This is a genomic window from Ruthenibacterium intestinale (assembly GCF_040096265.1).
Taxonomy (GTDB): Bacteria; Bacillota; Clostridia; order Oscillospirales; family Ruminococcaceae; genus Ruthenibacterium; species Ruthenibacterium komagatae.
In genome coordinates, this window is record NZ_JBBMFA010000090.1 from 40,966 (window position 1) to 53,876 (window position 12,911).

Here is a 12,911-nt window from a genome sequence, read left to right on the forward strand (position 1 = left end):
GTTGCAAAACTGCTCCAAACAGCCTGTTGAAGGGTTAAAAAAGCGTCTAAACCCCGATCATGACTGATAAACCAGCATTGTTGCAAAACTGCTCCAAAAAATTTTTCATTTCTTCTGAATCCGCCTGTTTTAATGGATGAACATGGTGAAAACAGCTGTACTCTCCGGCATATGCATATCCCCAACACTGCATTGCATTTTCAGGCATACGCTTCCATGCAGCAGGGTATCCCGGCCTTTTCCCATAGAGATAAACCGCAGTGCCGTTACCGGAAAAAATACATAACGCCCGTCAATGCCGCCGTCACGGAATTCTCCGTCATATAAGTATTGCAGCTTCTGGATGCGTCCTTCCATTTTATTTTTACTGGACATAGACTGAGCGGATACGGTTTTTGCCGCCAGATACACAAGTCCTTCATGATCCTTTACGATGACTTCACACGGATTTTCAAAACCACGGTTTGCCATGGAAAGGTTATTGTGATTTTTGATTTGTTCCCGGTAAATAATGAACGGAAAATAGTAACTGCCATCACTGAGGTAATTACAAATATCCCCGCCATGGAAGTCTCGGCGTCCGGCAAATATTTCTTTGATATGCATCCGGCTTTCCTGTTCAGCCAGCCGATCCATAAATTCATCAGAAAACCTTGCTGCCAATGCTCGAAGGGCATTCTCCTTAATCTGTGCAGGAGGGATATCCTGATACTGCATATATTTTTCTAATACCTTTCTCTGTTTCTGATACTTTTCTGCCAGTTTAACTCCCGGAACCGTCAAAACCGTTTTGCGATTCTCCAGACGTTCTACAATATTCAGCTTTTCCAGCGTATCCAGCGTACGAGTGACCACCCATTTACTCACATTCAGGCTTCTGGCTGAATCCGTTACCGTACGCTTTGACGGTTCCGCCGTCAGGTAATAAAGCAGCAGCTGAATTTGAAACGGCGTTAAGTTTTCTTTTTCCAACATTAAAATTCCCTCCGCTATTGTATTCGTATAAAGTGAAAACACTATAAATTCAAACAAATCATCTTCACCATACAGAACCGGTCAGAAACAGCCATACTGACCTTGGTGGATAGTTTTAAGCCGTTTTTGGGAATATAACGGTAGTAAGGCTCTTCTGTCATATCCATAAGTCCACCGCCAATCTTTCCAGCTAAATTCACTGCTGAATCCACATAAAAGAACATCTGCACATCGGCGTGGCCGACCTGCTTCATGTATTTCTTTTGCATCATAGCCATGCCTTTTTTATTCACAGTATCAAAGACGACTTCTATTTCTCCGAATTGTCTGAGCATACGAAACAGGGAAATAACCTTATCTTCCTCAAAATAGTGAAACAGTCCGCCTGCTGTAACAAGGATAGGGGCGTCGGGCAAATCCGTGCGAACTTGTCTGATCCAATTCTCTGTAAAAGCATCTCCAGCAAGATAGGTCTCACGCTCCGACTGCGGGAGCAGTTCCTTCCGGTAGTCAATGACGTGTGGCAAATCAACGGCATACCAGCGGGTCCTTCCGTTATCGCAGCGGTAATAGGTCGTCTCCAGACCGCAGCCGAGCTGGACAATCACACCGTCCGGTCTGCGCTTTAAAAACGACCGGATGAAACGGTCCATATTAGCAGACCGCACCGCTGAAGCCAGCAGGGTATACTGGCTCTGACTGCCGTTTTCCTGCAGGTCGGACGGCAGCTTTTCTTTTAATTCCAAAGCCTTTTTATCATATATGATCTGCGGGCAATGCTCGCTGGCATAAATCCTGCCCAGCATGGGGACAAAAAGTGTGTCCTCCACAACGCCTAAATGTGACATTCTGTGTCCTCCTTTTTCGAACAGCTTTGTATCAGCCCAACGCCACATCCAATACCATCATCAAAGTGAAACCGACTGCAAACAGAATGGTTCCCACATTGGAGTGCTTTCCGGCCGACATCTCCGGAATCAATTCCTCTACCACCACATAAATCATTGCACCAGCGGCAAAGCTCAGAGCATAGGGCAGTACCGGGACTAAAATTCCTGCCAGAAGGATGGTCAGGAGCGCACCTATCGGTTCTACCGCACCGGACAGCGTTCCATACAGAAATGAGCGGGATTTGGAGAAACCCTCCGCTTTCAGGGGCATGGATATAATAGCGCCTTCAGGGAAGTTCTGAATGGCGATACCCAGAGAAAGAGCCAGCGCCCCCGCCAGCGTGATCCCACTGTCCCCGTAGAGCCACCCGGCATAGACTGCGCCCACTGCCATCCCTTCCGGAATATTGTGCAGTGCTACTGCCAGAGTCAGCATAGTTGTTTTTCCAAGACTGCTTTTGACGCCTTCAGCCTCTGAGCTGCCACGATGCAGATGCGGGATCAGCCGATCCAATCCCAGTAAGAATAAAATACCAAGCCAGAATCCAGCTACAGCAGGGAAGAAGGACCATTGCCCCATGTCTGATGCCTGTTCCATGGCAGGAAGCAGCAGACTCCATATGGAAGCCGCCACCATAACCCCTGCCGCAAAGCCGGTAAGCGCACGCTGAACCAGTTCACTCAAATTGTTCCGCATAAAAAAGACGCAGGCTGCGCCGAGCGTCGTCCCGGCAAAAGGAATCAGCAGCCCCTGCCATAATTCAAAAGGCATGTCTTTTCACCCTCATCTATTTTCTTTTAAACAGGGAAAACCCTTGTCTTTCATAAGGTTCACAACGAATATCCAACACCTTATACCCGAATTCTTCCACAGCATGTTTCAGTAACTGTGTGTCAACGGCGTCTTGTATAAGCAGTTCCGTGATCCCTTTTCTGTGAGAAGAAGTCACTTTCTTAACAGAAAATACTTTTCTGATCGCATCGTTTATATGAGCCTCACACATTCCACAGGACATTCCATCGATTTTCATTGTTACTTTTAGCATTCTTCTATCCCCATGCGGTTAGCACCGGCTAACCAAAATAAAATAAAAATAGTTAGCTAACTCTAACTGATTGATTTTACCATACCATACATCATTTTGTCAAGATACTGTACTAAAGTGTTTCCAGATATAGACAAAGCCACACTCAAAAATAGTAATGTTTTGCGTGCGGCATTTGCCTAACATCTGGTTTATGCCCGCAACAGAAAATCACACTATGCCAGCGTCCAGTTCTGGCTTTCTGTCTGTAATTTTACCATGCGGGTATAGATACCGTCTTGCTGGAGCAGGGTATCCGGATCGCCCTCTTCCGCCACCATACCATCGGAAAGCACGACGATTTTATCCGCACCGGCTACCGTGCGCATCCGGTGTGCGATCACCAGAACAGTTTTGTCTTTGATCAGCCGTGACAGAGCTGTCTGTATCAGCGTTTCATTCTCCACATCCAGAGAGGCTGTAGCTTCGTCAAGAAGGATGATCGGCGCGTTCTTTAAGAAGGCACGGGCAATGGAAATCCGCTGGCGTTCTCCGCCGGAGAGCTCACAACCGTTTTCGCCTATGTTAGTATTCCATTTATCAGGAAGCTTCTCGGCAAATTCATCCACATTGGCAAGCCGTGCCGCAGCCAGAACCTCCTCATCTGTGGCGTCTTTGTTACCGATACGGATATTTTCCAGTATGGTGTTGTCAAACAGGGTAACATCCTGAAACACAATGGAATAAAGAGAAAGCAGCGTTTCCGGATCCACTTTTGAGACATCCATACCGCCTACCGTAATTTTTCCCCGGCTCACATCCCAAAACCGGGCTGCCAGACGGGACACTGTTGTTTTACCGCCGCCGGAGGGACCCACCAGTGCGGTCACTTCCCCCTGTTTGGCAGTAAAGCTGACATCCTTTAATACTGTTTCTCCGGTGTTGTAGGCAAACCCAACATGGTCAAAGGTAATGTCATACCCCTGATTGGAAAGGCTGGTTTTGCCCTGCTGAATGGGATGGTCAAGGATTTCATTCATACGGGCGATATTTGTCCGGGTGGAAATTACCGCCGCCAGATTCTGCAGCGCACCCTGCAAGGGATCATAGAGCCGGGAAACCACCAGCAGGAACAGGAAGAAGGTCAAAATATCCAAACTACCCTGCATCAGCAAAACGGAGCCTGCAAGCGCAACCGTGGCAATCCCAAGCTTTAACACAAGGGATGCGGATACTACAAATGCCGCCAAACCGAACTCATTGAGAATGGAGCGGTGTTCCACCGCGCGGATCTTCTTTTCCAACCCTTTGAGGTATTCTTTTTCAGCGTTGTTGGCTTTCAGATCCTGCACCGTTTCAATACACTCCTGAATTCCATCCGCGCAGGCCATTTTCGCATCCATGGATTTCTGATTAAACCCTTCCTGTACCTTTGCAGAAAAACCTACAATGGCAAACGCCACCGGCATCACCCAAAGAGCCGCCAGCGCCATACGCCAATCGTAGAAGAACAGGCTGACGGCAATCAAGACCGTAGAGATGATGGATCCGGCAAGCTCCGGGATAAAGTGGGAAAAGCTCTGCTCTAAAAAGGTGCAGTCCGCCATAATGGTGCTGGTAAGATCCGCAAGGTCTTTCTTTCCGAAGAAGGACAGGGGGATTTTCCGCAGCCGCTCCGCCAACGTAATACGGCGCACGCCGCTTTCCGTATAGGTGGCAAAATAGGTGGCGTTATACTGGAAGTAGGTTGTCAGCAAGATCAATCCCACACAGAGAATACAGCCGACAATGTAGAAGGGAAGCCGGCTTTCCGGAACACCGCCGTTCATCAGATCGCTCACCATGCAGTACAGCAATCCCACCGGGAACATGAAAGAGATATTTTGCAGGACGCAGGCAAAACAGCCCTTAATTAAATCCTTTGCGCCCTGTTCGGACAAGGCATATCGTTTTTGCAGACGTCTGATCATCTTACTGTACCTCCTTTTGTACCTTCCACTGAATGGAAGTCTGATAGTTCTGCCACATCCGGGCGAACAGACCGCCTCTTTCCATCAGCTCACGGCTGGAACCGCTCTCTGCGATCTGCCCGTCTTTTACAACGTAAATCCGATCTGCACCGGCCACCGTGGAAAGCCTGTGGGCAATCATAATGACCGTTTTGCCCTGAGACAGTTTGGAAAAAGCCGCCTGTACTCTGGTTTCATTGTCGGGATCCGCAAAAGCTGTGGCTTCATCCAGAATAATGATGGGGGTATTTTTCAGCATCACGCGGGCAATAGCAATCCGCTGCTGCTCGCCGCCGGAAAGATAGACCCCCTTGGTGCCGATCACCGTATCCATACCATCCGGCAGTTTTTCAAGGATATCGTCGCACTGGGCATTTTTTAAGGCAGCCATGACTTCCTCCCGGGTGGCTTCCGGTTTACCCAGACGCACATTCTCAAAGATGGAAGCTTTGATCAGCCGGCTGTTCTGGAACACAAAGGAAACCGTGTTCATCAGTTCTTCTTTCGGAATATCACGGACGTCTACGCCGCCCACCCTTACAGTACCGCTTTGAGGATCGAAGAAGCGGGAGATCAGATTTGCCAGCGTGGTTTTTCCGCCGCCGGACGGTCCCACAAAAGCGACTGTCTGCCCGGCAGGAATAGAAATAGATATGCCATTCAAAACATCCTTTTCTCCGTTATAGCTGAAATGTACCTGTTCAAGCTCTACAGAGCCGTCTTTCGGATGCATGGGATGAGCTGTTTCTTTCAGCGGCTCCAAATTCAGAACGCTGTCAATCCGCTGTAAAGCATCGTCCACGATCATAGCGTTTTCGCTCTGGAACATAATACGTGTGAGTGTCACGGAAATGATCGGCGTAATGATGATATAGAATACCAGATTGAGCAAAAATTCTGTCGTGACCTGATCCTGCGTAAACAGCAAGGCTCCTGCGATCAAAAAGACAAACACACCGTTAATGGCCGCGGTATAGAACATCATAGGCGTGCGCAGCTGCTTGGTGTAGGCAATCACCCACACCTTGTACCGGTCAATTGAATCCTTAAACTTCTTAAAGGAAAAGATGGTCTGGCCAAAGGTTTTTACCACCGGAATACCTCGGACATACTCTACCGCTTCATTGGACATATCATCCAGCGCATTCTGATATTCCTTCATCTTCTGCTGCATTTCCTTTCCGGTCATCGCCATCATAATGAGAAAGCCCAGAAGTACCGGCGCCAAACTCAAAAGACCCAGCCGCCAGTCAAACACAAACAGCAGAACCAGAAGACCGCAGGGAGTTGCGAGGGCGTTCGCACGGTCCGGGAGCTGGTGTGCCAGATAGGTTTCCGTAGCAGCGCTGGATTCATTGACGATTTTGCGCAGCTTACCGCTGCCAAAATGTTCCGCAAATCCCAGGGGGAGTTTTACGATATGGTTCATGGACTGCAAACGCAAATTGGTGGCAATGCGAAATGCGCCCAGATGGGAGCACATCAGCCCGGCGATGTACACCAGTACCGCAATGACCGCAAACATCACTGCCATCCAGCCGTTGTAGGTCAGATTCTGCGCACGGCTGAAATCCGGAGCGACTTCCAGCACTTCACGCATGACCTGCCAGATAAAATAATAAGGCACGAGTGCGATCAATGCGCTGATTGCGGAGAGGATCCAGGACGCATAGGTCAGATATCGGTAACTTCCCGCAATCGTGAGCAGGCGCGATAAATTAGATTGTTTTTTCAAGAGAATTCCTCCTTTACATTTCATTTATGATACAGAGGACAATGATTTGTCCTTCTTATATCTAATTTAGTTAGTTTAAGCTAACTGCAAGTCAAAAATTATAGGGCGTTATTGCCCCATAATTTTCATCCATCCTGCGGTGTAAAAGGCCCGCATTTCCTTTACATAGTTTTCCGCATCGGGAAGCGGCATTTCATGGATAACAAGTTCAAAAAACGTATGAAACATCCCGGTGATCAAAATATGCTCCAGAGTTGGGTCAAGCGGCGGGGAGGGTCTGCCTAATTCCGCCAGCACTCTTTGATAAGCGTGTGTCCCCTCCACTTCAATTTCCACCATCTCATCAATCAGCCCAGAAAAGCGGGTCCCTTCGGAACAACAAAGAATGAGCTTACATTCCTCTAAATGCTGATAGGCATAATGCAGCATATCAAACATGCATACCCCTGATATATCGCCCATCACTTCCGGCTGCTGTTCATGGGGCAGGTCGGCAAATTGCTTCTGAGCGTCCTTAAAGCGATCAATCAAGTATTGATAATGTTCGCCCACCAAAGCCTCAAAAAGTTCCTCTTTGCTTTTATAATAACCGTAAAAGGCTCCCAGTGTCTTGCCCAAAGATTTGACGATATTCCGCAGGGAAGCGTCCTTGTAGCCTTTTTGCAAAAACTCCGCTTTTGCCGCCTCATGGATTTGATCCAAAGTTGTCAGATTCTCATCTATGGTACACGCCTCCTTAAAAAATATAGCGGTGCTATATATCACTGCTATATTATAGTTGCTCTTAAGCTGAATGTCAAGTGCTTCTGCATTTTTTATGGATGAATAAAAAGAGAGAAACTACACAAAGGTTTCTCTCTTTTGGTTGTCCGGCTATATACAGCGGTCATTATCCTGTTTGGGTTCCGGCAGAGCACTCATACTACGCAGGCTGACGCCAAGCGTAGAAAGATTGTGCAGTGCGGCCGATGCTGCGGGAGGTAAAATTCCTGCCAATCCCAAGCCTATCAGCGTCCCGTTAAATCCGATGACAAACCGATAATTTGAGTGAATTCTCTCCATCAAAGCCATTGCAATACGACGCAGCTTAACAAGCTCCCAAAGGCTGTCCGCCGCAATGGTAATATCAGCAATTTCTCTGGCAATTGCTGCGCCGTCACTGATGGCAATTCCCGCATCCGCTTCTGAAAGAGCGGGAGAGTCGTTGATACCATCTCCGACCATTAAAACAATATGTCCTTTTTGGCGCAAATCGGCTACAAATTTTGCTTTATCCGCAGGAAGAACCTCAGCGCAGAATGCGTCAACCCCTAAGCGGTTTGCAACCGTAGATGCCGTCCGATAGCTGTCGCCTGTCAGCATAACTGTTTTTTGAATTCCCAAAGCACGCAGCGCAGTCAATACTTCTTTAGCTTCCCTGCGCAGCGGATCGGAAATACAAATCACTGCTGCAAGCTCTCTGCCAATCGCCAAATACAAATGAGAATATTCTTCAGGAAGACGATCAAATCGCTCCTGTTCATTTAGCGGAACAGTTACTCCCTCATCTTCAAAAATGAAGTGCGCACTTCCGATCAATACCCGTTCCTCATTTACCGTACTGGCAATACCATGAGCCACTATGTATTCTACCTTGGAATGAAATTCTTCATGGGATAACCCTCTGCACTGCGCTTCTTGTACTACGGCGTTTGCAATAGAATGGGGAAAATGTTCCTCTAAACAGGCCGCAAGGCGCAGCATATCCGACTCATTTCGTTCTCCGAAAGTGATGATCTGCGTAACCTTCGGACAAGCATGTGTCAATGTACCTGTTTTGTCAAATATGATGGTATCAGCCGCCGCCACCGCTTCTAAGAACTTGCCGCCTTTTACAGTGATATGTTCTTTTCCGGCTTCCCGCATGGCAGAAAGCACCGCCAGCGGCATGGAAAATTTTAACGCACAGGAGAAATCCACCATAAGTACCGACAAGGCCCGCAGGATATTTCGTGTCAGCAGAAAGCTCAAGATACTGCCGGCAAAGGTATACGGAACCAATTTATCTGCAAGGTTAGCCGCTTTGCTTTCAGCTGCCGATTTCATCTGTTCGGATTTTTCAATCATGGTTACAATTTGATCATATCGGCTGGAACCCATAGCTTGTTTTACTTCCAGTATGCACTCGCCTTCTTCTATGACAGTACCGGCATACACGGTGTTTCCCGGGTGTTTTACGACCGGTACAGACTCTCCAGTCAAAGAAGCCTGATTGACTGTGACTTCCCCCTCGGCTAAGATACCGTCCATAGGAATCATGCTCCCGGTACGAATCACGATTTTGTCACCTGGGCGGATATCTGATACTGCTGTCAGAATTTCTGATTCCGGTGTCTTCAGCCATACCCGATCCACATTCAGGGCCATACAGCGAGCAAGGTCTTCCATTGATTTTTTTCTGGTCCATTCTTCCAACAGTTCGCCCAGTTCCAGCAGAAACATGACGGTTCCTGCTGTTCCGAAATCTTTGCGAAATGCGGAAATTCCTATGGACAGTGCATCCAGCACATCTACCTTCAGTTTTCCTCTCCAAAGACAGTGGATACCTCTCTTCAAAAAAGGGAGCATATGCCATACAATTCGTGCGATCTGCAATGGTTTCGGCAAAAAGAGCATAGACGCTGCTTTTAGTACCACTTTTCCGACCAGCTTTTCCTGAAATTTACGGTTTAATTCACGGCTGCTGTGCAGTGGCAAAGTGATTTGTGATTGCGCTTCCTGCAAGTTAAACTCACGGATAGCCGCCAGCACTTCCTTACGTGACCCGGAGTATTGCAGAATCACACACCCGGTGCGTTCATGGACAGTTACTTGTGTGATCCATGATTTCTTTTGAAACCAATTTTCCAGCACATCTGCTTCCTGCAAAGTCATTTTTTTCTGACCGATTCGAAAACGGATACGCCCTTTGCTTTCGTGTAAAATAATTGCCTTCATTTGTCGCTTCTCCTTCATAAAAAAAGAGCCGTATCAACGGCTCTTTTCTGTTACTCTTCCTCAGAAGTTTCAAGTTGTGCGGCTGCCGCTTCTTCCGCTTCTTTTGCAGCTCTTTCTTCATTCAGATCTTTGGCAGAAGCTAAAATGTCCGATGCGTTTTCCTGCACGGTCGTTACCGTTTCCATGACATAATCTTTCATACGCAGTCCTGCGGCTGTTGCGTGAACATATGCTTTTTTAGCGTCTTTGCTGGACAGCAGTTTAATTCCAACCGATCCGAAAAGTGTGCCACCTACAAAAAGAGCCAATTTATTGTATAAACTCATATAGAATCTTCCTTTCCGTTATTTTCTTTTGTATCCTGTAATCATTACCATGAGCAGGCAGATCACGGCTCCCCATGCCCAAAAACGGTGCTGTTTCAACCAGATCCCTCCTTCATAGATTTTGTCTAATTATTATAACAACTTTAGCTAAATCATTCTTTTGGAAACAGACAAAAACCAATGGAATCAGACCTATTTCGATACTGTCTGGGTGTACAATTAAAGTGCCTTTTAAAAGCTACATTGAATTGACTTAAACTTGCGTATCCAATTGCCTGTGCAACGTCCAGTACAGTCATAGAAGAGCACCGAAGAAGTTCAGCGGCTTTTTCCATACGTTTATGTGATAGCCAAGTATATACCGGCTGACCACGAATACTGCGAAAATATTTTTTAAATGTAGTAGGAGATATATAAAATTTGTGACACAAATAATCAATCGTTATTTTTTCATCCAGATGCATCTCCATATAATTGCAAATCTCATTTATCTCTTCTCTTATTACCTTACTTATTTTAAGATTATCTTTATCTTTTGGATACAATGTTCCTGTACTTAGCAGAAATAGCAATTCTACTGACTTCCAAACGCAGTATCTGCTTTTTTGAAAGTCTTCCATTTTGACTATTTCAGAAAATGTAGAAAAAACCCAAGATGAACCATGAATAACAGCACATCCATCTTGCTTATCCATATATTTTTTTACTTCAAAAGTATTCAATTTTAAGTCTCCCATCATACGACATAGGGAATATAAACTCTCTTTTGCCGTAGTCGCATCTACGGATACCAATATTCCTGCCAAATCCGCTGTACATGCGACGGAATACAGTGAAGATACCTCAGATAGTAAAAGAATTTCCTGCTTTCTTACAACAACCACACGATTCCATTGTTGTTTGAGTACAACATGACCTGCAAAACAAAAGAAAACTTCAAAGTGAAGTGGCTGTAAGGATATCGGGATAAATGGATCCTTTGTATTGCCTTGAAGACGAAAATTGCAAACATCCACACCTGTTATTATTGTTTCCCATAAGGCTTTTTCACCTCGGATACTTTTCAAAAATTCTGTTAACACATAGTTTCTCCTCCCTTCTAATAGAAATTATGTCATGTGATAGAATGTAGTTAGCAACGACTAACTACATTCTATCACAATTTCTGTATGAAAGCAAGAACAGCGCAATTGATGTTATAAATAGAATAGCATTTTTATTCTTTCGCTTTAAAATATCCAAGCGCATCGGTACGCTCTCCGTTCTGCCATACTTCAAAGTGCAGGTGGTTTCCGGTAGAATTGCCGGTGGTACCGACATAACCGATGACTTCGCCCTGTTTCACTTCCTGCCCTACGGTCACGCAGATAGAGGAACAGTGGGCATACAGGGTGTCAAAAGTATCGTTATGGTTTATCTTGATATAGTATCCATACCCGCCGCCCCAAGTGTCGATGGCATTGGCAATGGTGACTGTGCCATCTGCCGCTGTCAGAATCGGTGTACCACCCGGAGCGCCGATATCGGTTCCGCTGTGGTAGGCAATTTCTCCAGTAAAGGGGTCCTCACGGTATCCAAACCATGAGGTAATGGTATAACTTTGCGGAAGAGGCCATTGGAAAATCCCGGTCCCTTCCCAATCAGTATTTGGATTCATGATCTGACCACCGCCGCTGTTAAAACCACCCAGCAGTTCTGCCCACAAATTCTGATTTTCTGGCTCCGACATTAAGGCAAGGTATTCGTTCTGCCTTGCATTGAAATTGTACTGCTGCGCCATTTCCTCCGCTGTTTTATGTGTTAGAGAGATTTCCAGAATGGTTTCCGTTACCGTTTCGGTGCGGGTAGTTTCTTTTCCATCCTCGTCTACTTCGGTAACTTCCACTTCATGGCTCTCGGTACGGGTGCTGGAAGACACTGCATTCATCTCCCACATAATATCCCGCATCTGCTGAACTTGAGTGTCATCCAAAGAAGCCACCTGAGTGCCATCTTCCGCACCGGTCACCTTGGCAGAAAAAACAGCGAGAACATCTTCCCAATTGATAGAAAGCACTCCGTCATTTGAAGTAAACTCCACCCGATTATGGCTATTGCTATCTTCAATTTCTTGAATGTGTGCCTGAAATTCCCCGTTTAAAGTTGTCACAGCCTGCGTAACGCTGGTGCCGGTTCCCGTAGAATCCGAACCGAAAAATAAGCCGAAACAGGAACCGACAATCAGGGCAATCAAACAAATTAACAAGATTATCACTACAGCTACCCAACCTCCGGCAGCGATGGCAGCAATCAACCCCTTTACAGCCGCAATGGTTGCTTTAACCGCTGCTATAGTTACACGGACCGCCGCTTTAACTCCTGCAATTGTTGCTTTCGCAGTAGCCTTGGCGGCCTGTGCGGCTTTTTGTGCCGCTTTTGCAGTGGCCTGCGCTGTCTTGGCTGCCTGCTGTGCAGTCTTTGCCGAGCGCTGGGCAGTTTTGATACCTTTAGCGCTATTCTTCACACCTTTCATAGAACGGCTGGCGGTTTTTACTGCTTTTTGAGGTTTTCCTTTGACCGCCTTGGCAGCGGTATTTTTGGTCCGTATTTTAGAAGCGGTATCCTTCGTGATCTCCGTTGCTTTGCTGCCAGCGTTTTTCGCTTCCGAGAGGGTACGGGAAATTTCTCTTTTTTCTTTGACTTTCCGAGCGGTGGTCTGCGCCAGTTTTTTCCCGCCCCGATAGGTAATGTTGGCACTCTTTTTTGCGGTGGTTTCGATACCGGACAGCATTTGATCTCCGGCGCTGTTAGCGGGGGCGTTGGAGGTTTCTCCCTGCTGGCTGGCAAAAGGCGTCCCCTTCAATTCCGATACGGCTTTCTCCTTGGATTTCAGCCATGCATCCTTCATTGCGGTTTTTGGGGCTTTGGCGGCACTATCCAAAAGCCTTGGTTTTCCATTTTCCGGTTTGGTCTTAACTTCTTTCAATGGCATACCT

At 46.7% G+C, this 12,911-nt stretch carries 12 protein-coding genes; all 12 read right to left on the reverse strand.

Annotation, left to right across the window (positions count from 1 at the left end; translation table 11 throughout):
- Window positions 1–129 precede the first annotated feature (129 nt).
- The 12 genes from WMO24_RS08335 to WMO24_RS08385 all read right to left on the reverse strand — a co-directional run bounded on the left by WMO24_RS08335 (window position 130) and on the right by WMO24_RS08385 (window position 12,901).
- A complete protein-coding gene (locus WMO24_RS08335) occupies window positions 130–975 on the reverse strand; it encodes a hypothetical protein (protein WP_022264004.1) in 846 nt (281 codons plus the stop codon).
- Between the two features lie 41 nt (window positions 976–1,016).
- A complete protein-coding gene (locus tag WMO24_RS08340) occupies window positions 1,017–1,805 on the reverse strand; it encodes a class I SAM-dependent methyltransferase (RefSeq protein ID WP_349215970.1) in 789 nt (262 codons plus the stop codon).
- A 49-nt stretch (window positions 1,806–1,854) separates the two neighbouring features.
- A complete protein-coding gene (locus WMO24_RS08345; protein ID WP_022264006.1) occupies window positions 1,855–2,637 on the reverse strand; it encodes a ZIP family metal transporter in 783 nt (260 codons plus the stop codon).
- 16 nt (window positions 2,638–2,653) lie between these two features.
- Complete coding sequence (locus WMO24_RS08350) at window positions 2,654–2,911, reverse strand: heavy-metal-associated domain-containing protein (protein ID WP_055141778.1); 258 nt, start codon at window positions 2,909–2,911, stop codon at window positions 2,654–2,656.
- Between the two features lie 215 nt (window positions 2,912–3,126).
- The gene (locus WMO24_RS08355; RefSeq protein ID WP_022264007.1) at window positions 3,127–4,860 is read right to left on the reverse strand and encodes an ABC transporter ATP-binding protein; all 1,734 of its coding nucleotides are present in this window, start codon (window positions 4,858–4,860) and stop codon (window positions 3,127–3,129) included.
- 1 nt (window position 4,861) lies between these two features.
- Entirely contained in the window at window positions 4,862–6,634 is a 1,773-nt protein-coding gene (locus WMO24_RS08360) for an ABC transporter ATP-binding protein (protein WP_022264008.1), read from the reverse strand.
- Between the two features lie 108 nt (window positions 6,635–6,742).
- A complete protein-coding gene (locus tag WMO24_RS08365) occupies window positions 6,743–7,345 on the reverse strand; it encodes a TetR/AcrR family transcriptional regulator (protein WP_207753203.1) in 603 nt (200 codons plus the stop codon).
- 162 nt (window positions 7,346–7,507) lie between these two features.
- Window positions 7,508–9,610, reverse strand: a complete 2,103-nt coding sequence (locus WMO24_RS08370) for a heavy metal translocating P-type ATPase (RefSeq protein ID WP_022264010.1) — start codon at window positions 9,608–9,610, stop codon at window positions 7,508–7,510.
- Window positions 9,611–9,660: 50 nt separating this feature from the next.
- Window positions 9,661–9,936, reverse strand: coding sequence for a DUF6110 family protein (locus tag WMO24_RS08375; RefSeq protein WP_022264011.1), 276 nt, complete (start codon window positions 9,934–9,936; stop codon window positions 9,661–9,663).
- An 18-nt stretch (window positions 9,937–9,954) separates the two neighbouring features.
- The gene (locus WMO24_RS15865) at window positions 9,955–10,035 is read right to left on the reverse strand and encodes a DUF6219 family protein (RefSeq protein WP_490363530.1); all 81 of its coding nucleotides are present in this window, start codon (window positions 10,033–10,035) and stop codon (window positions 9,955–9,957) included.
- Between the two features lie 53 nt (window positions 10,036–10,088).
- Window positions 10,089–11,018 (reverse strand): helix-turn-helix domain-containing protein, encoded by a 930-nt coding sequence (locus WMO24_RS08380; RefSeq protein WP_022264012.1) that lies wholly within the window; start codon window positions 11,016–11,018, stop codon window positions 10,089–10,091.
- A gap of 134 nt (window positions 11,019–11,152) precedes the next feature.
- Window positions 11,153–12,901 (reverse strand): peptidoglycan DD-metalloendopeptidase family protein, encoded by a 1,749-nt coding sequence (locus tag WMO24_RS08385; protein ID WP_349215971.1) that lies wholly within the window; start codon window positions 12,899–12,901, stop codon window positions 11,153–11,155.
- Window positions 12,902–12,911: the final 10 nt, after the last annotated feature.

Coding starts and splice junctions, on each gene's coding strand:
- WMO24_RS08375 (WP_022264011.1), bottom strand. CDS start 9,936: ATGAGTTTATACAATAAATTGGCTCTTTTTGTAGGTGGCACACTTTTC.
- WMO24_RS08355 (WP_022264007.1), bottom strand. CDS start 4,860: ATGATCAGACGTCTGCAAAAACGATATGCCTTGTCCGAACAGGGCGCA.
- WMO24_RS08335 (WP_022264004.1), bottom strand. CDS start 975: ATGTTGGAAAAAGAAAACTTAACGCCGTTTCAAATTCAGCTGCTGCTT.
- WMO24_RS08345 (WP_022264006.1), bottom strand. CDS start 2,637: ATGCCTTTTGAATTATGGCAGGGGCTGCTGATTCCTTTTGCCGGGACG.
- WMO24_RS08370 (WP_022264010.1), bottom strand. CDS start 9,610: ATGAAGGCAATTATTTTACACGAAAGCAAAGGGCGTATCCGTTTTCGA.
- WMO24_RS08350 (WP_055141778.1), bottom strand. CDS start 2,911: ATGCTAAAAGTAACAATGAAAATCGATGGAATGTCCTGTGGAATGTGT.